The 23,604-nt window shown below is 40.3% G+C and carries 23 protein-coding genes and 1 pseudogene; 13 read left to right on the top strand and 11 right to left on the bottom strand.

What is annotated here, in order from left to right; translation table 11 throughout:
- Positions 1–9: 9 nt before the first annotated feature.
- The 5 genes from QM409_RS00660 to QM409_RS00640 all read left to right on the top strand — a co-directional run bounded on the left by QM409_RS00660 (position 10) and on the right by QM409_RS00640 (position 3,131).
- Positions 10–1,125: a cysteine desulfurase family protein gene (locus QM409_RS00660; RefSeq protein ID WP_414304963.1), complete on the top strand. Its 1,116-nt coding sequence runs from the start codon at positions 10–12 to the stop codon at positions 1,123–1,125.
- Positions 1,126–1,129: 4 nt separating this feature from the next.
- Positions 1,130–1,477 carry a DUF1831 domain-containing protein gene (locus tag QM409_RS00655; protein ID WP_000863540.1) on the top strand — a complete coding sequence of 116 codons (348 nt, stop codon included), beginning with the start codon at positions 1,130–1,132 and terminating at the stop codon, positions 1,475–1,477.
- 7 nt (positions 1,478–1,484) lie between these two features.
- Complete coding sequence (locus QM409_RS00650) at positions 1,485–1,700, top strand: DUF4649 family protein (RefSeq protein WP_000462491.1); 216 nt, start codon at positions 1,485–1,487, stop codon at positions 1,698–1,700.
- An 82-nt stretch (positions 1,701–1,782) separates the two neighbouring features.
- Positions 1,783–2,424, top strand: a complete 642-nt coding sequence (locus QM409_RS00645; RefSeq protein WP_000653417.1) for a redox-sensing transcriptional repressor Rex — start codon at positions 1,783–1,785, stop codon at positions 2,422–2,424.
- A 17-nt stretch (positions 2,425–2,441) separates the two neighbouring features.
- The gene (locus QM409_RS00640; protein WP_125443185.1) at positions 2,442–3,131 is read left to right on the top strand and encodes a gamma-glutamyl-gamma-aminobutyrate hydrolase family protein; all 690 of its coding nucleotides are present in this window, start codon (positions 2,442–2,444) and stop codon (positions 3,129–3,131) included.
- On the opposite strand, the gene radC is transcribed toward QM409_RS00640, so the two are convergent.
- The 3 genes from radC to QM409_RS00625 all read right to left on the bottom strand — a co-directional run bounded on the left by radC (position 3,128) and on the right by QM409_RS00625 (position 8,079).
- Positions 3,128–3,808: a RadC family protein gene (radC, locus tag QM409_RS00635; RefSeq protein WP_414304964.1), complete on the bottom strand. Its 681-nt coding sequence runs from the start codon at positions 3,806–3,808 to the stop codon at positions 3,128–3,130. The genes QM409_RS00640 and radC overlap by 4 nt on opposite strands.
- A gap of 42 nt (positions 3,809–3,850) precedes the next feature.
- Positions 3,851–6,142 (bottom strand): DNA helicase PcrA, encoded by a 2,292-nt coding sequence (gene pcrA / locus QM409_RS00630; RefSeq protein WP_308525591.1) that lies wholly within the window; start codon positions 6,140–6,142, stop codon positions 3,851–3,853.
- A gap of 266 nt (positions 6,143–6,408) precedes the next feature.
- Positions 6,409–8,079, bottom strand: a complete 1,671-nt coding sequence (locus tag QM409_RS00625; protein ID WP_261142054.1) for a formate--tetrahydrofolate ligase — start codon at positions 8,077–8,079, stop codon at positions 6,409–6,411.
- Between the two features lie 225 nt (positions 8,080–8,304).
- Between QM409_RS00625 and coaB the strand changes: the two genes are divergently transcribed.
- The 5 genes from coaB (at position 8,305) to QM409_RS00600 (ending at position 11,450) form a co-directional block, all read left to right on the top strand.
- Positions 8,305–8,994 (top strand): phosphopantothenate--cysteine ligase, encoded by a 690-nt coding sequence (coaB, locus tag QM409_RS00620; protein ID WP_261804721.1) that lies wholly within the window; start codon positions 8,305–8,307, stop codon positions 8,992–8,994.
- A gap of 11 nt (positions 8,995–9,005) precedes the next feature.
- The gene (coaC, locus tag QM409_RS00615) at positions 9,006–9,557 is read left to right on the top strand and encodes a phosphopantothenoylcysteine decarboxylase (protein ID WP_414304965.1); all 552 of its coding nucleotides are present in this window, start codon (positions 9,006–9,008) and stop codon (positions 9,555–9,557) included.
- Entirely contained in the window at positions 9,541–10,104 is a 564-nt protein-coding gene (locus QM409_RS00610) for an ECF transporter S component (protein ID WP_000747412.1), read from the top strand. Before coaC ends, QM409_RS00610 begins: the two co-directional genes overlap by 17 nt.
- A gap of 291 nt (positions 10,105–10,395) precedes the next feature.
- Positions 10,396–10,923: an ECF transporter S component gene (locus tag QM409_RS00605; protein WP_049491706.1), complete on the top strand. Its 528-nt coding sequence runs from the start codon at positions 10,396–10,398 to the stop codon at positions 10,921–10,923.
- 11 nt (positions 10,924–10,934) lie between these two features.
- The gene (locus tag QM409_RS00600) at positions 10,935–11,450 is read left to right on the top strand and encodes a transcription repressor NadR (RefSeq protein WP_049509367.1); all 516 of its coding nucleotides are present in this window, start codon (positions 10,935–10,937) and stop codon (positions 11,448–11,450) included.
- Here QM409_RS00600 and QM409_RS00595 read toward each other — a convergent pair.
- The 7 genes and pseudogenes from QM409_RS00595 to QM409_RS00565 form a co-directional block, all read right to left on the bottom strand.
- Entirely contained in the window at positions 11,447–11,914 is a 468-nt protein-coding gene (locus tag QM409_RS00595) for an 8-oxo-dGTP diphosphatase (RefSeq protein WP_084924308.1), read from the bottom strand. The genes QM409_RS00600 and QM409_RS00595 overlap by 4 nt on opposite strands.
- 72 nt (positions 11,915–11,986) lie before the next feature.
- Complete coding sequence (locus tag QM409_RS00590; RefSeq protein WP_084924306.1) at positions 11,987–12,475, bottom strand: GNAT family N-acetyltransferase; 489 nt, start codon at positions 12,473–12,475, stop codon at positions 11,987–11,989.
- Positions 12,476–12,489: 14 nt separating this feature from the next.
- Positions 12,490–12,825: pseudogene (locus tag QM409_RS00585) on the bottom strand (UvrB/UvrC motif-containing protein); the annotation flags it as partial.
- Between the two features lie 143 nt (positions 12,826–12,968).
- Positions 12,969–13,496 carry a hypothetical protein gene (locus tag QM409_RS00580; protein WP_084887079.1) on the bottom strand — a complete coding sequence of 176 codons (528 nt, stop codon included), beginning with the start codon at positions 13,494–13,496 and terminating at the stop codon, positions 12,969–12,971.
- 134 nt (positions 13,497–13,630) lie between these two features.
- Positions 13,631–14,485: a hypothetical protein gene (locus tag QM409_RS00575; protein ID WP_084924305.1), complete on the bottom strand. Its 855-nt coding sequence runs from the start codon at positions 14,483–14,485 to the stop codon at positions 13,631–13,633.
- A 56-nt stretch (positions 14,486–14,541) separates the two neighbouring features.
- Positions 14,542–16,530: an excinuclease ABC subunit UvrB gene (gene uvrB / locus QM409_RS00570; RefSeq protein WP_414304966.1), complete on the bottom strand. Its 1,989-nt coding sequence runs from the start codon at positions 16,528–16,530 to the stop codon at positions 14,542–14,544.
- 76 nt (positions 16,531–16,606) lie between these two features.
- Positions 16,607–17,560 (bottom strand): CPBP family intramembrane glutamic endopeptidase, encoded by a 954-nt coding sequence (locus QM409_RS00565; RefSeq protein WP_414304967.1) that lies wholly within the window; start codon positions 17,558–17,560, stop codon positions 16,607–16,609.
- Positions 17,561–17,731: 171 nt separating this feature from the next.
- On the opposite strand from QM409_RS00565, the gene QM409_RS00560 reads away from it, so the two are divergent.
- From QM409_RS00560 to zwf, 3 genes are all read left to right on the top strand, one after another.
- Positions 17,732–19,897, top strand: a complete 2,166-nt coding sequence (locus QM409_RS00560) for an ABC transporter substrate-binding protein/permease (protein ID WP_414304968.1) — start codon at positions 17,732–17,734, stop codon at positions 19,895–19,897.
- Positions 19,897–20,637 carry an amino acid ABC transporter ATP-binding protein gene (locus tag QM409_RS00555; RefSeq protein WP_001096315.1) on the top strand — a complete coding sequence of 247 codons (741 nt, stop codon included), beginning with the start codon at positions 19,897–19,899 and terminating at the stop codon, positions 20,635–20,637. The genes QM409_RS00560 and QM409_RS00555 overlap by 1 nt, the downstream gene beginning before the upstream one ends.
- 150 nt (positions 20,638–20,787) lie before the next feature.
- The gene (gene zwf / locus QM409_RS00550) at positions 20,788–22,275 is read left to right on the top strand and encodes a glucose-6-phosphate dehydrogenase (protein WP_042751253.1); all 1,488 of its coding nucleotides are present in this window, start codon (positions 20,788–20,790) and stop codon (positions 22,273–22,275) included.
- 45 nt (positions 22,276–22,320) lie between these two features.
- On the opposite strand, the gene ftsY is transcribed toward zwf, so the two are convergent.
- Entirely contained in the window at positions 22,321–23,604 is a 1,284-nt protein-coding gene (ftsY, locus tag QM409_RS00545) for a signal recognition particle-docking protein FtsY (RefSeq protein ID WP_247953116.1), read from the bottom strand.

Here is a 23,604-nt window from a genome sequence, read left to right as displayed (position 1 = left end):
GGTGATTCTTTGATTTATTTGGACAATGCTGCAACGACTCCCATGTCAGCAGTTGCTATTTCAGCGATGACCAAGGTTATGCAAGAAACCCACGGAAACCCTTCTAGTATTCATGGTCATGGTCGTCAAGCTGGCAAACTCTTGCGAAAAGCCCGTCAGGAACTAGCCCAGTTACTGGGGACAAAACCTCAACATATCTTTTTCACTTCTGGTGGGACTGAAGGAAACAATACTGCTGTCATTGGCTACTGCCTTCGTCACCAAGAGCAAGGAAAACATATCATCACAACTGCCATTGAGCACCATGCCGTCCTTGAAACCATTGATTACTTGGTTCAACACTTTGGGTTTGAAGCAACCATTATCCAACCAGAAAATCAAGCAATCACAGCTCAACAAATTCAAAAAGCTTTACGTGACGATACGATTTTGGTTTCTACCATGTTTGCCAATAATGAGACAGGAAACCTACTTCCCATTGCTGAAATTGGCCAAATACTCAAGCAACACCCTGCTGCCTATCATGTCGATGCAGTTCAGGCTATTGGTAAAATACCAATTCAACCCGAAAAATTGGGCATTGATTTTCTCACTGCTTCGGCCCATAAATTTCATGGTCCTAAGGGAATCGGCTTTCTCTACGCATCTAGCATGGATTTTGATTCCTATCTACATGGCGGAGACCAAGAACAGAAAAAACGTGCAGGGACTGAAAATCTGGCTGCCATCGTAGGCATGCTTGCAGCCCTAAAAGAAGACCTAGAAAAGCAAGAAGACAATTTTCAACATGTACAAAATCTAGAAACTGCCTTTCTGGCAGAGCTAGAGGGAGTTCAGTATTACCTGAATAGAGGCGAACACCATCTCCCTTATGTTCTCAATATTGGATTTCCTGGTCAGAAAAATGACCTCTTACTCCTTCGTCTAGATTTAGCTGGAATTTCAATCTCTACTGGCTCAGCCTGCACTGCAGGCATTGTACAATCCAGCCATGTTCTTGAAGCCATGTACGGGGCAAATTCAGAACGCTTGAAGGAATCCGTTCGTATCAGTTTGTCGCCAGAAAATACTGTTGAAGATCTACATACCCTCGCAAAAACCTTAAAAGAAATTATCGGAGGTTAGCCATATGGCATTTGAAAAAACCATTCAGTTAAAAAATTGTCGTTACGACTACACTCTTAGCCCTTCTGTTAAAAAATTCACCCTTAAGGACAACACCTTTTTTGAGACTAAGGTTGGTAACTATGAATTGACTCGCCTTTTGGAAAAAGTGCCGAACAGCGGTGAGGGATTCCAACTCAAAATCATCATTAACAAGGAACTTACAGGTGCTAAAATCAATATCACTGACAAGTTTGGGCTACGTCTAGTTGATATTTTCAAATCAGAAGACCACCACATTCATCAGGAAAAATTCTACTTCCTCATGGATAGCTTGGTAGAACGTGGTGTCTTTACAAAATCTGAAAGATAGGTCCCATATGTTTGAACTAACCTATAAGGATAGCTATCATGTAGAGCGGACTCTCAAGTATGAAGATTACGAGGCTCTCATGCTAGCTTTGTCAGGTTGTGTGACCCTACCAGATACACTTTATGTGACTTCTTTGACCTTTAAGGGACAAGAAGTTTATCAAGGCCTGGTCGGAGACCTCTACCGTTTTCTATCACATGCAGATTTTTTACATCAAAACTAAGATTTTTCTTAGTTTTTTCTTATTTTTGTTGATTTTTTCACAATGTTTCTATAAAATAGAAGAATAGAAAGGTTGTGATTTTGTGAAAGATAAACAGTCTGCTATTCCAAAAGCAACAGCGAAAAGACTCTCTCTCTACTATCGAATTTTTAAGAGATTTCATGCAGAAAAGATTGAACGTGCCAACTCTAAGCAAATTGCAGAGGCTATCGGTATTGATTCCGCGACCGTACGTCGTGATTTTTCCTATTTTGGTGAACTAGGTCGGCGTGGATTTGGCTACGATGTCAAAAAACTGATGACATTTTTTGCCGATTTGCTCAACGATAACTCCATTACCAATGTCATGCTGGTTGGTATTGGAAATATGGGCCATGCCCTTCTCCACTACCGCTTCCACGAGCGTAACAAGATGAAGATTATCATGGCTTTTGATCTTGATGACCATCCTGAAGTCGGTACCCAAACTCCTGATGGGATTCCTATTTACGGAATTTCTCAAATCAAGGATAAAATCAAGGATGCTGATGTGAAGACTGCTATCCTGACAGTTCCCAGCGTCAAGTCACAAGAGGTTGCCAATCTCTTGGTGGATGCTGGCGTGAAAGGAATTCTCAGTTTTTCACCAGTCCATCTGCATTTACCAAAAGACGTGGTCGTTCAGTATGTCGATTTGACAAGTGAACTCCAAACCCTCCTCTACTTCATGCGAAAAGAGGATTAGAAAGCGAAAATCATTTTATGAAAAAACCAGTTATTGGGATTACAGGAAACGAAAAAACTCATCCAGATGATGACATCATGATGAGCTACGCAGCAAAAGGCTTTGTTGAAGGCGTTAAAGACGCTGGAGGGATTCCCATCATCCTACCGATTGGTAATCAAGAAATGGCCTGCCACTATATCAGTTTGATTGACAAGCTCATCTTGACAGGTGGGCAAAATGTTGACCCAAAATTCTATGGTGAACCAAAAACCATCGATAGCGATGACTACCACCTTCAAAGAGACATCTTCGAACTGGCCCTCATCAAGGAAGCTATTAAACAGAAAAAGCCTATTTTCTCCGTCTGTCGTGGGACTCAACTCTTTAACGTTGCCATGGGTGGAACTTTGTATCAAGATATAGAAGACCACTGGCAAGATTGTTCTGCTGAGTACACAACTCAACGCTTGGTGACAGAGCCTGATACAGTTCTTCGAGAAATCTATGGAGAAATTTCCCATATCAACTCCTTCCACCACCAGAGCATCAAAGATTTAGCACCAAATTTAAAGATTGCGGCTCATGATCCTAAAGATGGTATCATTGAAGCTGTCATGAGTACGGATGATTTTGCCTTTCTCGGTGTCCAATGGCACCCAGAATTTCTATTTGAAAATCGCCCCAAGGATAAAAACCTCTTTGACTATGTCGTAAATGAACTTTAGATTAAATCCGTCTTTTCACGATAACTAAAGTAATTAGAATGAGAGACAATCAAATGGTCCAAGAGGACAATCCCCATCAGGTCACAGGCTTCTTTTACAAGTTTAGTGACATGATTATCATTTCGGCTAGGGGCTACCGCTCCTGAAGGATGATTGTGGACCAAGATAAGAGAGGTCGCCATATGCTTGATAGCATAGTGAAGAATCTCACGTGGTTCAGCAATACTACGAGTAGCTGAGCCGATAAAAATGGTCTGTTGATGGATGATTTGATTTTGAGTATTGAGATAGAGCGCCACCAGGTGCTCTTGTTTTTTATGTCCCAACTCCTGTTGCATCTTCTTGGCCAGCTTTTGACTGCTGAGAATACTTTCCATCTCAAGAGTCTCGTGTTTATGAATACGATGCCCCAGTTCTATCATAGCTTGTAATTCTATTGCCTTAACACGCCCGATACCAGACAGACTCTGCAATTCCTGCAGGGTCATTTTTTTCAAATCCGTTAGGCTTGAAAGATTGTTCAAAACTTTCTGGGCAATTTCAAAAACGCTAGCTTGACGTGTTCCTGTCCTAAGTAAAATAGCTAGCAACTCTTGATTACTGAGCGCTTCAACTCCTTCTTTTGCCAGCCTTTCTCTTGGCAACAGTGAATCTTCTTGGAATGAAATACTATACATAAAAATCCTCCTCACTTTATTATTCGTGAGAAGGATGGAAAATTAAAGTTTTTTCTCAATTGGGGCTACACTAGCTAAAAGTTTTTTCAAACCAACTTCTGGGAAATTGATTTTTAATTCCTGCGTAGCACCGCTACCTGAAACTTCCAGAACAGTTCCCTCTCCCCATTTCTTGTGGAGGGCAATGTCACCAATGGACCAATTTGTCTCGCTAGACGCTGATTTTGCACCAGCTGAAAATTGACCAAATGGAAGGCCGCTTGACTGGATAGATTTTGGTGCCACACCACGTTTACGGTCTTGGAGGGCCTGCGCCAAACTCATACCTTGACCGAAGGCAAGGCCACCACTGCTATAAGATGCCTTAAAGCTTGAATTTGAAGGACGAGCCAGACCTTGATACTCAAGCAAGTCTGAACTGATTTCGTTAATAAAACGAGTCGGACGGTTGTAGTTGGTACGACCAAAAAGCAGACGCGAATTGGCATTGGTCAGATAGAGGATTCTCTCTGCACGCGTAATTCCTACATAGGCCAGACGGCGTTCTTCTTCTAATTCATCTGGATCTTCAGACGCACGACTAAGTGGAAAGACATTTTCTTCCATCCCAATCAAAAAGACAACTGGAAACTCGAGACCTTTGGCAGCATGCAGGGTCATTAGGGTAACTTCTGATGTCTCCTGACTACCTGAATCTGTATCAGCAATCAAGGCCAGGTCATTTAAGAAACGACTTAGTTTGTCCAAACCAGTTTCTTCTTCTGGCCCATCAGATGTGTCATCAAAGTTTTTCGTCACAGAAAGGAACTCTTCAATATTTTCAACCCTAGCCTTGCTTTCTAAAGTCGCTTGAGTATTTAGAATATCGACGTAACCTGTTTTTTCTAGGACGGCCTCAACCAACTCTGTAATATTTAATTGATCTAGCTGCTCTCGTAAATCTAGAATCATATTGGCAAAATCCCAGATAGACTGGGCTACTTTACCCTTGATACCAGATAACATGATATTTGCTGAAGCATCCAGCATAGACATATCTTGCATATTCGCAAAATCACGGATTTTCTCAACAGTGCCTGGACCAATTCCACGTTTCGGCTCGTTGATAATACGCTCAAAACTGATATTGTCACTCAAATTGGCAATGAGGTTGAGGTAAGCGATAATGTCACGAATTTCCTTACGGCTGTAGAACTTTGTTCCACCAACCATGGTATAAGGAATATTTGACTTGAGCAAGGCTTCCTCAATAGTACGGGACTGCGCATTAGTACGATAAAGAACTGCAAAATCCTTGTGAAGGAAGTTTTGGTTGCGACCCAGTTCATCGATAGTTCTGGCTACAAACACAGCCTCATCTAGCTCATCATTGGCACGATAGTAAACAATTTGTTCCCCATCAGCATTTTGAGTCCAAAGATTCTTAGGACGGCGGTTTTTATTGTTTTTGATAACCTCATTAGCCGCTTGGAGAATAGTTTTGGTGGAACGGTAATTCTCCTCCAACAAAACAACCTTGGCTTGGGGATAATCTTTCTCGAAGTCCAAGATATTCTGCATATCAGCACCACGCCAACCATAGATAGACTGGTCCGCATCCCCAACCACACAGATGTTTTTAAAGCGCGAAGCCAAGAGTTTGACCAATTGGTACTGAGCGTGGTTGGTATCTTGGTACTCATCAACATGGATGTATTGAAACTTCTGCTGGTAGTAGGTCAAAACATCAGGATTTTGATCAAAGAGACGCAGGGTCAGCATAATCAAATCATCAAAGTCAACCGACTCCGACTGACGAAGCTCTTTTTGATAAGCAGTGTAACACTGGGCCACGATTTGCGTATACATATCTCCAGCTTGGGAGGCATAAGCCACATCATCAATCAAATCATTCTTAGCATTGGAAATGGTTCCCAAAATAGTTCGTTCATTCCATTTTTTAGGATCCAAGTTCAACTGTTTGAGAATGCGTTTCATGAGCGTTCGCTGTTCACCTGGATCAACAATTGTAAAATTACGGTTGTAGCCAATATGATCCGCATCCCGACGCAAAATACGCACACACATGGAGTGGAAGGTCGCAATCAGACAGTCCTGAGTGGCTGGATTAAGGTTATAAGCACGCTCTTTCATCTCACGCGCAGCCTTGTTGGTAAAGGTAATGGCCAAGATATTCCAAGGATTGACCAGCTTTTCATCAATCAAATAAGCGATACGGTGGGTCAAAACACGGGTCTTTCCAGAACCAGCCCCCGCCATGATCAACAAGGGACCTTCTGTCGTTTGCACCGCCTCAGCCTGACGGTCATTCATTCCATTTAATAATGCGTTCATCTTCTCTTCCTTACTCTTGAAGTCAATATTTCTATTATATCAGAATTCAAGGAAAATATCTTTACCTAGACTGGTTACGTGTAGAAGGCAACTTCTTATATCTAGATAAAAAATGAGCTTGGATATTATTTCCAAACTCATTTATTACTCAATGAAAATCGAAGTGCAAACTAGGAAGCTAGCCGCAGGCTGTACTTGAGTACGGCAAGGTGAAGCTGACGTGGTTTGAAGAGATTTTCGAAGAGTATAAAGTCAATTACAATATACTAGAACAAGCCTAATACTGTTCCATCACTTTCAACATCCATATTAAGAGCAGCAGGTCGTTTTGGAAGTCCTGGCATGGTCATGACATCTCCAGTTAGAGCAACGATGAAGCCTGCACCTAATTTTGGCACCAATTCACGAATGGTAATTTCAAAGTTTTCAGGTGCTCCAAGTGCATTTGGATTGTCTGAGAAGCTATACTGGGTCTTAGCCATACAGATTGGCAATTTGTCCCAACCGTTTTGAACAATTTGAGCGATTTGTGTTTGAGCTTTCTTCTCAAAGTTTACTTTGCTACCACGGTAGATTTCAGTAACAATCTTTTCAATCTTTTCTTGGACAGAAAGGTCATTGTCATACAAACGTTTATAGTTAGATGGGTTTTCAGCGATAGTTTTGACAACTGTTTCGGCAAGTGCTACTCCACCTTCTGCACCATCAGCCCAGACACTAGCCAATTCAACTGGTACATCGATTGAGGCACAAAGTTCTTTCAAGGCTGCAATTTCAGCTTCAGTATCAGATACAAATTCGTTAATAGCCACAACTGCTGGAATACCGAACTTACGGATATTTTCAACGTGGCGTTTCAAGTTAGCAAAACCAGCACGAACTGCCTCCACATTTTCCTCTGTCAGAGCATCTTTAGCCACGCCACCATTCATCTTAAGGGCACGAAGGGTTGCAACAATAACTACTGCATCTGGAGATGTTGGCAAGTTTGGTGTCTTAATATCAAGGAATTTCTCGGCACCAAGATCTGCACCAAAACCAGCTTCAGTAACTGTGTAATCAGCCAAGTGAAGGGCTGTTGTAGTTGCCAAGACAGAGTTACATCCGTGAGCAATATTGGCAAATGGACCACCGTGCACAAAGGCAGGTGTTCCGTAAATTGTCTGAACTAGGTTCGGCTTAATCGCATCCTTCAAAATCAAAGCTAAAGCACCTTCAACCTGCAAATCACCTACAGAAACAGGTGTACGATCATAGCGATAACCGATAACAATATTAGCCAAACGGCGTTTCAAGTCCTCGATATCCGTAGCCAAGCAAAGAATGGCCATTATCTCTGAAGCAACGGTAATATCAAAGCCATCCTCACGTGGAATTCCGTTTAGAGGACCACCAAGCCCAACTGTAACATGACGAAGTGCACGGTCGTTCAAGTCCACAACACGTTTCCAAAGGATACGACGTTGGTCAATTCCCAGCTCATTGCCTTGGTGCAAATGGTTGTCAATCAAGGCAGAAAGAGCATTGTTGGCAGTCGTAATGGCATGCATGTCCCCCGTAAAGTGGAGGTTGATGTCTTCCATTGGCAGCACTTGGGCGTAACCACCACCAGCAGCACCACCCTTAATCCCCATTACTGGACCAAGAGATGGTTCGCGGATAGCAATCATGGTTTTCTTGCCAATCTTGTTCAAGGCATCCGCAAGACCAATGGTAATGGTTGATTTTCCTTCACCTGCAGGTGTTGGGTTGATGGCAGTAACCAAGATCAATTTCCCAACTGGATTGCTCTCAACTGAACGAATTTTATCAAAGCTGAGTTTAGCCTTGTATTTTCCATACAACTCCAAATCGTCGTAAGAAATTCCAAGTTTCTCTACAACATCAACGATTGGCTTCAACTCAATACTCTGTGCGATTTCAATATCTGTTTTCATTCAAAACTCCTCTAACCTCTTATATGATAACTCATTATAACACAAAACAAGATTTTTAACATCCTAAAACTCTCTAAACGTTCGTAAATATCCCTGTTTTTAAGGTTTTTAGAGCCCTTTCTTAAATTTTATATGGCTTTATAGTTTGAAACTATATTCTTTCCTTTTACCAAATTTTTATTGCTTTCATTTTACTTACCGTTTATTTTTGTGTACAATAGTGCTATGAAAATTTTAGTTACATCGGGCGGTACCAGTGAAGCTATCGATAGCGTCCGTTCTATCACTAACCATTCTACAGGACGCTTGGGGAAAATCATCACAGAAACCTTGCTTGCTGCAGGGCATGAAGTTTGTTTGATAACAACAAAACGAGCTCTGAAGCCAGAAGCCCATCCCAACCTAAGCATTCGAGAAATTAACAATACCAAGGACCTTCTCCTTGAAATGCAAGAACGTGTCAAGGACTATCAGGTCTTGATTCACTCAATGGCTGTGTCCGATTACACTCCTGTTTATATGACAGGGTTTGAGGAAGTTCAATCTAGCTCCAATCTAGAAGAATTTTTAAGCAAGCAGAATCATCAAGCTAAGATTTCTTCAACTGACGAGGTTCAGGTTTTGTTCCTAAAAAAGACACCCAAAATCATCTCTCTAGTCAAGGAGTGGAATCCTGCTATTCATCTGATTGGTTTCAAACTGCTGGTTGATGTCTCTGAGGATTATCTCATCGAGATTGCCAGAAAAAGTCTTATCAAGAACCAAGCAGACTTGATTATCGCAAATGACCTGACTCAAATCTCAGCAAACCAGCATCGTGCAATCTTTGTTGAGAAAGATTATCTTCAAACGGTTAACACTAAAGAAGAAATTGCAAAACTCCTCCTTGAAAAAATTCAAGCCTATCATTCTTAGAAAGGAAAGCTATGGCAAACATTCTCTTGGCTGTAACGGGCTCAATTGCCTCTTACAAGTCGGCAGATTTAGTCAGTTCTCTAAAAAAACAAGGCCATCAAGTTACTGTTTTAATGACCCAGGCTGCTACAGAGTTTATTCAACCTTTGACACTACAGGTACTCTCTCAGAATCCTGTCCACTTAGATGTCATGAAGGAACCCTATCCTGATCAAGTCAATCATATCGAACTTGGAAAAAAAGAAGATTTATTTATCGTGGCCCCTGCAACTGCTAACACTATTGCAAAACTAGCCCACGGCTTTGCGGACAATATGGTGACCAGTACGGCTCTAGCCTTGCCAAGTCATATTCCCAAACTCATCGCACCAGCAATGAATACAAAAATGTATGACCATCCAGCAACTCAGGCTAATCTGAAAACATTAGAAAGCTACGGCTATCATCTGATTGCTCCTAAGGAATCCCTATTAGCTTGTGGAGACCACGGACGAGGAGCTTTAGCTGATCTCACAATTATTTTAGAAAGAATAAAGGAAACTCTCGATGAAAAAACGCTCTAATATTGCACCCATTGCTATCTTTTTTGCAACCATGCTCGTGATACACTTTCTGAGCTCACTTATCTTTAACCTTTTTCCATTTCCAATCAAACCGACCATCGTTCATATTCCTGTCATTATTGCCAGCATTATTTACGGTCCACGCGTTGGGGTTACACTTGGATTTTTGATGGGGCTACTTAGCTTAACTGTTAACACGATTACAATTCTACCGACAAGCTACCTCTTCTCACCATTCGTCCCAAACGGAAACATCTATTCAGCTATCATTGCCATCGTTCCACGTATTTTGATTGGTTTAACTCCGTATCTAGTCTATAAACTGATGAAAAATAAAACTGGTCTTATTTTAGCTGGTGCCCTTGGTTCACTTACCAACACAGTCTTTGTACTTGGTGGAATTTTCTACCTTTTTGGAAATGTTTTTGATGGTAATATCCAAAAACTCCTAGCAACTGTTATCTCAACAAATTCGATTGCCGAATTAGTCATTTCCGCAGTTCTTACTCTAGCTATTGTTCCACGACTACAAACCTTGAAGAAATAAAAACAATCTCCGCTTTCAAACCTGAAGGTGGAGATTTCGCTCTGTACAGTTTCTTTTTAGTGAAATCTTTACCAATATTTATACTCAATGAAAATCAAAGAGCAAACTAGTAAGCTAGCTGCAGGTTGCTCAAAACACGGTTTTGAGGTTGCAAATAGAAGCTGATGTGGTTTGAAGAGATTTTCGAAGAGTATTAACTTAAAAATGACCTATAAACCCAAGTAAATCCTTGCTTTATTGTCTTGTTTATAGTACTATACTAATGTATATACAGTTAAAAAGGAGATTCTGATGAACACACGGAAAAAGACACAATTTATGACAATGACTGCCCTCTTAACGGCTATTGCGATTTTGATTCCAATTGTTATGCCTTTTAAGATTGTCATTCCTCCTGCTTCTTACACTTTGGGGAGCCACATCGCTATTTTTATCGCTATGTTCTTGTCGCCCTTGATGGCAATTTTTGTCATCATAGCCTCTAGTTTTGGATTTTTGATGGCTGGCTATCCCATGGTTATCGTATTTCGAGCTTTTTCCCATATTTTTTTTGGGACTCTAGGAGCTCTTTACCTACAAAAATTCCCCGATACCCTGGATAAACCAAAATCTTCCTGGATTTTTAACTTTGTTTTAGCGCTTATCCATGCCCTTGCTGAAGTATTGGCCTGTGTCGTTTTTTACGCAACTTCTGGTACCAATGTAGAAAATATGTTTTATGTTCTATTTGTACTAGTTGGATTTGGCACAATTATCCATAGTATGGTAGACTATACATTAGCACTAGCCGTCTATAAAGTGCTTCGAAAACGCCGTTAAAAGGAAGAACTATGACAAAAGATCGCAAACAAGCCCTACTTCAACTCTTGAAAGAAGCCCCTAAAGCCCTCAATGGCCAAAGTTTGGCTGAACATTTTCATGTCACACGTCAGGTCATTGTGCAGGACATTGCAATTTTAAGAGCCGATGGCGCTCCTATCCTATCCACTAATCGTGGCTACGTCTATAAGCAAATTGAAACCAATCCTTATGTTCACAAACTTTTCAAAGTGAAACATGAAGTTGAAGAAATCGGTCAAGAACTCCTTGCTATCGTAGATAATGGTGGACGTGTTCAAAACACCTTGATTGACCATCCCGTTTATGGAGAAATTGAAACCTTGCTGAAACTGTCTTGCCGCAGAGATGTACAACATTTTCTAGAACAAGTCGAGCATTCTGATTTTAGACCTTTATCTGAATTGACAGATGGCATCCATTACCACCTAGTCGAGGCCGAAACACAACAAGACCTCCACTATATCGAGGAGGCCTTGGATCAGCTCGGTTATTTAGTAAAAGACTAGAAAATTTTCTTTTCCCAATCGTCTTCTGTACGGCGAGGGTAGAAAAATTCAGATTTGTCAGGAGCTTCCATCATCTCCATCAAGGGTAACATATCATAGGCCAGATCCAAGTTTGGAATCTGGTCTTTTTGCACCCAAGAAACTTCTCCTTCATCTGAAGAGCGAAGGGTACCAGAGAACTCAGTTGTCTTATAACAAACGACAATATAGCGCCCACCTGTATCCAGTGGCCAATTTTTAATGCCGACAAGTTGAGGATTTTGGATAGTCAATCCTGTTTCTTCATAGATTTCACGAATAACAGACTCTGCGAAAGATTCGCCATTTTCTACATGGCCTCCTGGAAAGGCATAACCTGACCAGCGATTGGTTTCAGGAGCGCGATACTGCATCACCACGCGCTGAGTTTCGAGGTCTTCAATCAGACAAATGTTTGTTAAAATTGTTAATTGGGAACGGGACATAAATTTACTCGCTTTCTAATTTATTAAATTTTTAGACTTGGTACCAGTACCATTAGCTTCTACTTTTTAAAATTATTTAGAATAGAATACCATCCGTTTTTCCTTTATAGGCTTTCCAAGTTCAAGCATCTTTTCTTGTCCATCAAAAGTAAAGCCCATTTTTTGATAGAAAGCAATGGCGCGCTTATTATCTTTCAATACCCATAAGAAAATTTCAGAAAAATGATCAAGAGCAATCAAAGCTGCTTTCATTAACTTTTGTGCGATACCTTTTCCATAATAGTCTTTTAAAACATATAAAGCAATAATTTCACCAGCTTGAATAGTCTCATCACGAAAGTTGCCATAACTTATAAAACCAACTACCTTCAGACCATCCATCGCAATCAATGTATTTTCTGGAAACTTTTGACTAAAGAATCGACATCTTTCTAATGTCATTGTCTCCTGAAATTCTGCAGGCAAAAGGTCGTCATAAGCTTCTCTCCACGCTTTCCAGTGAACAAGTGATTTACCTTCTATCTCTTCAGGAGTTTCCATTGATTTAATAATAACCGTCATTTATTTTCTTCTCCTTAATCCAAGGCCTTGACTTCCAACATCATATCACGTATCTGAGCCGCTAGTTCAAAGTCAAGCACTTCGACGGCTTCTTGCATTTGTTTTTCGAGTTTCTTAACAAGTTCTTTGCGCTCTTGTTTGTTTAGGCTATTGATATCGACTTCCTTGTCTTCTTCCTTAGCAACTGCCTTGGTCACAGCAATCAGGTCACGGATTTCTTTCTTGATTGTCTGAGGCACAATACCGTGTTCTTCATTATAGGCCATCTGGATTTTCCGACGACGGGCAGTTTCATCGATAGCACGTTGCATAGACTGAGTCACAGTGTCCGCATACATGATGACATGCCCTCCCCAAAAGCCATAACCAGAACAGCGATTGGTTTCAGGAGAGCGATACTGCATGACCACGCACTATGTTTCGAGAGCTTCAATCAGATAAATATTTGTTAAAATCGTTAATTGGGAACGGGACATAGTACTCACTTTCTATATTAAATGACTTTTTCATGGCTAATTTCAGACTTCATAATGAAAGGATTAATTCGTTCGTGGTAATAATTTACTTCATGAAGCAAATATCCTTTTTTAATGACAATTTCTTGTTCCTGAACTTCAAAATCAAGTGTTATTGGAATAGGGATTCGTGTCACAAAGGCAAAAATAACAAACACAAATATCCATATATATAAACTACAAATAGCACTACGAATTCCTTCAAAAAGACGGTATCGTTCCTTGAAACAATAACTAAGAATATGCACAATAGCCAAAATAATTGGTACAAATTGTCCTGTTTTAAATATCATGGGGATGAATTGTATTCCAAATATTCCAAAGAGAAGGTCTAGAATTACCAGATGTCTACAAAAACGAATAAAAAGAGTAATCACTAAAAGGAAAAGCCAACTATCCCAAAGAATGGGAGTAAACGATAAACCAAATATTGATAGGCAAAAATCGATAAGGACAAATCCTAGTAAAATCAGATAGACTATTCTAAATAAAGTTAAGTGTTTCAAGATGGATGACTCCTTTTCTTTTCATGTTTATACTTCAATAATCGATGGACTGTATGTTGTTCCAAATCCATTATTAATATCGAACTAAAAGACTTAATGAAAAAGTTTTTAGTCATTATTAATTCCATAATCCTTCATTTTATGATTTTATGATTTTGAATTTTTAAAGTTGTCTTGCTACCAGAACGATAGCTTTCCCCACTTTTTCCGGCGTAATAATAAGAGATTTCATAAAATGCGTCTGCAAGGTCTGCTCTATCTATTCCATTTTTGATAAACTCTTTCAGACCACCTTCACCATTAAAATAATCCTTGTGTCCTTCTTCTAACACAATATCTTTATAGATAACATGACCTTTAATAATTCCTTTTGCCAGAAATTCATCAATAGGGAGATCATATAAACCATGAAAAGGTTTCCCCTCCTTACGATTCTTATCTATGAGATCATAATATTCTGTAATATTCTCTGCTTTCTCATCGACACTCCAATAAGTATTTACATATTCTAGATTTGGATTCTCAAATTGCTTGAAAAAACTCTCTACTTTTTCTTTATATGAAATTGTTTCTGGTTTATGATTGAGAAGTTCATGTGCCATCCCCGAGAATTCTTGTAACATTGTTTTTGTAGTCCCATCATAAATCAATTCCTCCTTTGTTTTTTTAGGATTACTTTTTGAGGATTTTGGATAATAAATCAAAGCATCACTCACAGTAATACTTCTCCCGTTAATTTCTTCACTATATAAGTATTCAATTTTATAGTCTTGAGAAAGCCATTTATCTCTAGAAAAGTTTGTAACCTTCACATTACCTTTAAAGCCATACAAATCAAGAGTTCTTCTAGTAGCAATTTCTACTTCCTTTATATTTGCTTCGGGGAAAATATCATAAGTTGTTGTGAAGAATAAGAAAGCAATACGTAGAATAAAAAATAAAGGGACTATATTTACAACAAAAAATAGAAACAGTAACAGTTTTTTCATGACTACATTCTCCTTGTAAGCAATTCAATTATAAATTTTATTTAGTATGGGTATTCCTACCCAAGCGCCTTGACTTCCAGCATCATATCACGAATCTGAGCTGCTAGTTCAAAGTCAAGCACTTCAACTGCTTCTTGCATTTGTTTTTCAAGTTTCTTGACGAGTTCTTTGCGTTCTTGTTTGTTGAGGCTATTGATATCGACTTCCTTGTCTTCTTCCTTAGCAACTGCCTTGGTCACAGCAATCAGGTCACGGATTTCTTTCTTGATTGTCTGAGGCACAATACCGTGTTCTTCATTATAGGCCATCTGAATTTTCCGACGGCGAGCTGTTTCATCGATAGCACGTTGCATAGACTGAGTCACAGTGTCCGCATACATGATGACATGCCCTTCACTGTTACGGGCAGCACGACCAATGGTCTGGATAAGGCCACGTTCATTACGAAGGAATCCTTCCTTGTCGGCATCGAGAATAGCTACGAGACTCACTTCAGGAACGTCAATTCCTTCACGAAGGAGGTTGATTCCAACCAAAACATCAAAGACACCCAAGCGCAGGTCACGGATAATCTCTGTCCGCTCCAAGGTCTTGATATCCGAGTGCATGTACTTGACCTTGATACCCATTTCCTTGAAATAGTCGGTCAAATCTTCTGCCATTTTCTTGGTTAAAGTGGTAATAAAGGTACGCTCATTCTTTTCAACACGGGCATTAATTTCACCTAAGAGGTCATCAATCTGTCCCATAGTCGGACGTACTTCCACCTCAGGATCCAAAAGACCTGTTGGTCGAATGATTTGCTCAATCACTGTCTCGGTCTGTTCATTTTCATAGTCGCCAGGTGTCGCTGAAACGTAGACAATCTGATGCACATGACTTTCAAACTCTTCACGACGGAGGGGACGATTGTCCAAGGCTGACGGCAAACGGAAACCATAATTAACTAGCATTTCCTTACGCGAACGGTCACCATTGTACATGCCCTTGATTTGTCCCATAGTCATGTGGCTCTCGTCAATCATGATTAAGAAATCATCTGGGAAAAAGTCAAGAAGGGTATACGGAGGCTCACCTTCGCTACGCCCATCCATATGGCGTGAGTAGTTTTCAACCCCGTTGGTATAGCCCATCTCACGGAGCATTTCGATATCATACTCAGTCCTCTGTTTCAAGCGTTGCGCTTCAAGCAATTTGCCTTCCTTTTCAACGATAACTAGTTGCTCTTCTAATTCTGCTTGAATCTTGGCAATAGCAACTTCCATATGGTCGTCATTGGTCACAAAGTGAGTAGCTGGGAAAATAGCCAAATGATCCACTTCTCCCAATACCTGACCCGTCAAAGCTTCAACCTCACGAATACGGTCAATTTCGTCTCCAAAAAATTCTACTCGAAAGGCGTGTTCATCACGAGAGGCTGGGAAAATCTCCACAACATCCCCACGCACACGAAATCTTCCCCGTTGGAAATCAATATCATTACGTTCAAACTGGATATCAACCAAGTCATTCAAGAGTTTATCACGAGAAATTTCCAGACCTGGACGCAGACTCACGACGCTGTCAGCGTATTCCTTGGGCGAACCCAAACCATAGATACAAGAGACAGAAGCTACGACAATGACATCATTACGCTCCAGAAGAGCCGAAGTCGCTGAGTGGCGGAGCTTGTCAATCTCGTCATTGACAGAGCTGTCCTTCTCAATATAGGTATCGCTAGAAGGGACATAGGCCTCTGGTTGGTAATAATCATAGTAGGAAACAAAATACTCAACAGCATTTTCAGGGAAAAATTCCTTAAACTCCCCATAGAGCTGGCCTGCCAGAGTCTTATTGTGGGCAATGACCAGAGTTGGTTTATTGACTTTGGAAATGACTTGACTCATGGTATAGGTCTTCCCTGTTCCGGTCGCCCCCATCAGAATCTGAGCTTTTTCTCCACCCTCGATATTATCAACCAACTGCTCGATAGCTTGTGGTTGATCTCCTGATGGTTGATATTTTGATACTAGTTTAAATTGATTGTCTGTAATGCGGTTAATCATAAGAATCCTCTCTCGATGTGCTATTCCTATTTTAGCATACTTGTAGCATTTTCACGAAGAAAAGGACGGACCGAAGTCACATCCTTTCATTTTCTTTCTTTAATTGATAAGCGAAATAAACAATCAGCAGTAGCAAGACCAGACTTGTCATAATGGAACCTTCTATGCCAAAAGAACCACCTGATAACCAATCTTGATTTCCTTGTGGTAAAAAGCTCATCAGAGACGTTCCGGATGGTTGACCACTAACTAAAATTCCAAATAAATTTCCCTGAGCAAAATTCCAGGCTCCATGAATACCTGCAACACCCCAAACTGTATCAGTTTTGAGAAGGTAAAGAGCCATGGCAACTCCGAATAAAAAGAGATTTACTAGAGATAGTGGTGTTAGACCAGAATTGCCCATATGAAGCAGGGTAAAGAATAAGCTAGATATAAGAACAGCAAGTTTGAGATTGGTTCTTGAGGCCAATTGAGGAAGGAGCCAAGCACGGGACACCACTTCTTCTGCTGTCCCCTGTAGGATCCAAAATGGGATAGTAAAAATGATAAAGGCAAGCGAATAAGGATTCAAATGAATGGACTCAAAACGATATTGCCCTAATGCTACTAAACCTAACAAGGTCAGAAGAAAAAGTGCCAGACCTAAACCAAATCCCTTAAGAAGATTACTGAGGAAATTTTCTTTATAAAATCCTAAAGTTCGAATAGGCCTTTTCTCAACTTTTTTAGTCCATCTGAACACAGTGTTGAGTATAAAACCAAAGGCCAGTAAATCTAAAATTAAATGAAAGTCACTTGTTTTATCCATCAAGCTCTGCTGCAATGTCTGCAAGTAGGTTGCAAGATTTTGACCAGCCTCTCCAAAATTTCTAGCAAGTCCGATGAGAGCTAACAAACTAATACCATACAGAGTATAAGCCACAAACTCTCCTATGAAGACAAAAGCAAAGGCTAACAAGGGGCTTGTGTAAATGTTTAAACTCATTTTTGAAGCTTGGAAGTCTTTAAATATTCTTTTATCCTTCATATCCCTGTCCTCTTTTCTTCTATATATACTCTTATTATAGCACTTTTTAATAGCAACTCAAGAAAGAAAAGGAAAAACCAATGTTATATTTTCTGACACAAAAATATAAAAATTTGCCTTTTTTTACTTTTTCTGATATAATGGGAAAATATTCGGAAAAGGAGACTAAAAATGAAGAAAAAATTTCTAGCATTTTTGCTAATTTTATTCCCAATTTTCTCATTAGGTATTGCTAAGGCAGAAACAATTAAGATTGTGTCTGATACTGCCTATGCACCTTTTGAGTTTAAAGATTCAGATCAAACTTATAAAGGAATTGATGTTGACATTATTAACAAAGTCGCTGAGATTAAAGGATGGAACATTCAGATGTCTTATCCTGGATTTGACGCAGCGGTCAATGCGGTTCAAGCTGGTCAAGCTGACGCTATCATGGCAGGGATGACAAAGACTAAAGAACGTGAAAAAGTCTTCACCATGTCTGATACTTACTATGATACAAAAGTTGTCATTGCAACTACAAAGGCACACAAGATTAGTCAGTACGACCAATTAAGAGGTAAAACTGTTGGTGTTAAAAACGGAACAGCCGCTCAACGTTTCCTTGAAAGTATCAAGGACAAATATGGCTTTAGTATTAAAACATTTGACACTGGTGATTTGATGAACAACAGCTTGAGTGCTGGTGCCATCGATGCCATGATGGATGATAAACCTGTTATCGAGTATGCCATCAACCAAGGCCAAGACCTCCATATCGAAATGGACGGGGAAGCTGTAGGTAGTTTTGCTTTCGGTGTTAAAAAAGGAAGTAAATACGAGCACCTAGTCACTGAATTTAACCAAGCCTTGGCTGAAATGAAAAAAGATGGTAGTCTTGATAAAATCATCAAGAAATGGACTGCTTCATCATCTTCAGCAGTACCAACTACAACTACTCTAGCAGGCTTAAAAGCTATTCCTGTTAAAGCTAAATATATCATTGCTAGCGATTCTTCTTTTGCACCTTTTGTTTTCCAAAATTCAAGCAACCAATTTACTGGCATTGATATGGACTTGATTAAGGCCATCGCTAAAGACCAAGGTTTTGAAATTGAAATTACCAACCCTGGTTTCGATGCTGCTATCAGTGCTGTTCAAGCTGGACAAGCTGATGGTATCATTGCTGGTATGTCTGTCACAGATGCTCGTAAGGCAACTTTTGACTTCTCAGAATCATACTACACTGCCAATACTATCCTTGGTGTCAAAGAATCAAGCACTATTGCTTCTTATGAAGATTTGAAAGGGAAGACAGTTGGTGTTAAAAACGGAACTGCTTCTCAAACCTTCCTAACAGAAAATCAAAGCAAATACGGTTACAAAATCAAAACCTTCGCTGATGGTTCGTCAATGTATGACAGTTTAAACACTGGTGCCATTGATGCCGTTATGGATGATGAGCCTGTTCTCAAATATTCTATCAGCCAAGGCCAAAAATTGAAAACACCAATCGCTGGAACTCCAATCGGTGAAACAGCCTTTGCCGTTAAAAAAGGAGCAAATCCAGAATTGATTGAAATGTTCAACAACGGACTTGCAAACCTTAAAGCAAACGGAGAATTCCAAAAGATTCTTGATAAATACCTAGCTAGCGAATCTTCATCTGCTTCAACAAGCACTGTTGATGAAACAACTATCTGGGGCTTGCTTCAAAACAACTACAAACAACTCCTTAGCGGGCTTGGTATCACTCTTGCTCTAGCTCTTATCTCATTTGCTATTGCCATTGTTATCGGAATTATCTTTGGTATGTTTAGCGTTAGCCCATACAAATCTCTTCGTGTGATTTCTGAGATTTTCGTTGACGTTATCCGTGGTATTCCATTGATGATTCTTGCAGCCTTCATCTTCTGGGGAATTCCAAACTTCATCGAGTCTATCACAGGCCAACAAAGTCCAATTAACGATTTCGTAGCTGGTACTATTGCCCTATCCCTCAATGCAGCGGCTTATATCGCTGAAATTGTTCGTGGTGGTATTCAAGCTGTTCCGGTTGGTCAAATGGAAGCCAGCCGAAGCTTGGGTATCTCTTATGGAAAAACCATGCGTAAGATTATCTTGCCACAAGCAACTAAATTGATGTTGCCAAACTTTGTTAACCAATTCGTTATCGCTCTTAAAGATACAACCATCGTATCTGCTATCGGTTTGGTTGAACTCTTCCAAACTGGTAAGATTATCATCGCCCGTAACTACCAAAGTTTCAAGATGTATGCAATCCTTGCTATCTTCTATCTTGTAATTATCACACTTTTGACTAGACTAGCGAAACGCTTAGAAAAGAGGATTCGTTAATGGCAAAACTAAAAATTGATGTAAATGATTTACACAAGCACTATGGAAAAAATGAGGTTTTAAAAGGAATCACGACTAAGTTCTATGAAGGAGATGTTGTTTGTATCATTGGTCCTTCAGGTTCTGGTAAGTCAACTTTCCTCCGTAGCCTTAATCTTTTAGAAGAAGTTACGAGTGGTCACATCACTGTGAACGGTTATGACTTAACTGAAAAAACTACCAACGTTGACCACGTCCGTGAAAATATTGGAATGGTTTTCCAACACTTCAACCTCTTCCCACACATGTCTGTATTGGACAACATTACCTTTGCTCCTATTGAGCACAAGTTGATGACTAAGGAAGAAGCTGAGAAATTGGGAATGGAGCTGCTTGACAAGGTTGGTCTAGCAGATAAAGCTAATGCCAACCCAGATAGCCTATCAGGGGGACAAAAACAACGTGTGGCCATCGCTCGTGGACTAGCAATGAATCCAGACATCATGCTCTTTGATGAACCAACTTCTGCCCTTGACCCTGAGATGGTCGGAGACGTACTAAACGTTATGAAGGAATTGGCTGAGCAAGGTATGACCATGATTATCGTAACCCATGAGATGGGATTTGCTCGTCAGGTTGCCAACCGCGTTATCTTTACTGCAGATGGTGAATTCCTTGAAGACGGAACACCTGATCAAATCTTTGATAACCCACAGCACCCACGTCTGAAAGAGTTCTTGGACAAGGTCTTAAACGTCTAAACTCAAACTGTAAGGATTTCCTTGCAGTTTTTTTCTATCTCGTATTGGATTTTTTGATTTTTCGGAAAATTATGTTAGAATTAAATTTATGAAATGAGATTTCCTCATACCTAGCAAGACTAGGAATAAAAATAGAAATTAGGTAGCTAGATGTCATCTAAGGTTATTGTTACAATTTTCGGTGCGAGTGGAGACCTGGCTAAACGCAAGCTCTACCCTTCCCTTTTTAGACTATATAAATCCGGCAATCTTTCCGAGCACTTTGCAGTCATTGGAACTGCTCGTCGTCCTTGGAGCAAGGAATATTTTGAATCTGTTGTAGTCGAATCCATCCTTGATTTGGCAGATAGTACCGAACAAGCTCAGGAGTTCGCTAGTCACTTCTACTATCAAAGTCATGATGTCAATGATACAGAACACTACATTGCTTTACGTCAATTGCAGGCTGAACTAAATGACAAGTACCAAGCTGAACACAACAAGCTCTTCTTCTTGTCTATGGCACCTCAGTTCTTTGGAACTATCGCCAAACACCTCAAGTCTGAAAACATTGTGGATGGTAAAGGTTTTGAGCGCTTAATCGTTGAGAAGCCATTTGGTACAGATTACGCAACTGCAAGCAAGTTGAATGACGAGCTCCTAGCAACATTTGACGAGGAACAAATTTTCCGTATTGACCATTATCTTGGTAAGGAAATGATCCAAAGTATCTTTGCAGTTCGCTTTGCAAACTTGATTTTTGAAAATGTGTGGAACAAGGACTTTATCGACAATGTTCAAATTACCTTTGCGGAGCGCTTGGGTGTAGAAGAACGTGGTGGCTACTATGACCAATCTGGTGCACTCCGTGACATGGTACAAAACCATACACTACAACTTCTTTCTCTCCTTGCTATGGACAAACCAGCAAGCTTCACAAAAGACGAGATTCGTGCCGAAAAGATTAAGGTCTTTAAAAACCTCTATCATCCAACGGATGAAGAGCTTAAAGAACACTTTATCCGTGGTCAATACCGTTCAGGTAAGATTGATGGCATGAAATATATCTCTTATCGTAGTGAGCCAAATGTGAATCCAGAATCTACAACTGAAACCTTTGCATCTGGTGCCTTCTTTGTAGACAGCGATCGCTTCCGTGGTGTTCCTTTCTTCTTCCGTACTGGTAAACGACTGACTGAGAAAGGAACTCATGTCAACATCGTCTTTAAACAAATGGATTCTATCTTTGGAGAACCACTTGCTCCAAACATTTTGACCATCTATATCCAACCAACAGAAGGCTTCTCTCTTAGCCTAAATGGAAAGCAAGTAGGAGAAGAATTCAACTTGGCTCCGAACTCACTTGATTACCGTACAGACGCGACCGCAACTGGTGCTTCTCCAGAACCATACGAGAAATTAATTTATGATGTCTTAAATAACAACTCAACTAACTTTAGTCACTGGGATGAAGTTGGTGCATCATGGAAGTTGATTGACCGTATCGAAGAGCTTTGGGCTAAAAATGGTGCTCCACTTCATGACTATAAAGCTGGAAGCATGGGACCTCAAGCCAGCTTTGACTTACTTGAAAAATTCGGTGCCAAATGGACTTGGCAACCAGATATCGCCTATCGTCAAGATGGTCGTTTAGAATAACAAAAAATCCTGCAAGTTTGTACCTTGCAGGATTTTTACTTCTAATTAGATTAAGCCTTCCAAGAGACCCTTCATAAAGTTTTCTGAATTAAATTCTCCAATATCATCGATTTTTTCACCAAAACCAATCAATTTTACAGGAATATTGAGTTCTTCACGGATGGCTAGAACAACACCACCTCGAGCCGTTCCATCAATCTTAGTCAAGACAATTCCTGTCAAAGGGGTAATTTTTGAAAATTCTTTGGCCTGTACCAGGGCATTTTGACCAGTTGAAGCATCTAATGCTAAGAAAGTTTCATGCGGCGCTTCTGGCACAACACGCTTGATGATGCGTCCAATCTTCTCCAACTCAGCCATGAGGTTGTCCTTGTTTTGCAGACGACCAGCGGTGTCAATCATAAGAATATCGATACCTTCAGCTACAGCACGTTCCATGCCATCAAAGACTACACTAGCTGGGTCAGCTTTTTCAGGTCCAGTCACAACTGGAACGTCAACACGACGGCCCCATTCAGCAAGCTGGGCTACTGCTCCTGCACGGAAGGTATCTGCCGCAACCAGCATGACCTTCTTCCCAGCTTGTTTGTAGCGGTGGGCTAGTTTTCCGATAGAAGTTGTTTTCCCAACACCATTCACACCGACGAAGAGCATTACAGTCAATCCATCTTGGAAGTGGATTCTTTCATCGTAGTTGCCATCCTTTTCATAAAGCTCAACCAATTTCTCAATGATGACACGGCGTAGTGCGTCGGGTTTCTTGGCATTTTCAAGCTTGGCTTCGTAGCGTAACTCCTCTGTTAAGTTAGAAGCGACCTGTACACCAACGTCGCTCATGATCAGCAGTTCTTCCAACTCCTCGAAGAATTCTTCATCGACAGAGCGGAAATTAGCAAAGAAGGCGTTCAAGCGAGCTCCGAAGCCTGTGCGAGTTTTCTTGAGACTGCGGTCATATTTTTCCTGAACAGTTTCTTCTACTTGAGACGTTTCTGGTTCAAGCACTTCAGAACTATTTTCTTCTACAGTCTCTAGGAGCTCAGTATTCTCTTCCTCTGGGACTTCTTCTGAGTTTGGCAATTCTTCCACTTGTTGAACTTCTACAACTGGCTCTGAATCCTTATTTTCTTCAACTGTGACTTGGATTTCCTCTTCTTCAAACACAGCTTCTTCAGAACTTTCAACCTCTGCTTCTCCCTGAGGAAGTTCCTCAGCTTCTGTAAGGGCAGGCTCAACATCTTCTGATAGATCAAGATTTTCCAGAGCTTCTTTTACAACTTCTTCGATTTTAGGTTCTTCTTTTTTTCCGAATAGACGGTCAAATAATCCCAT

Source organism: Streptococcus mitis (assembly GCF_047465045.1).
GTDB lineage: Bacteria > Bacillota > Bacilli > Lactobacillales > Streptococcaceae > Streptococcus > Streptococcus mitis_DT.
The sequence above is the reverse complement of the archived record's forward strand: the minus strand, read 5'-3'. Positions and strand labels throughout refer to the sequence as shown.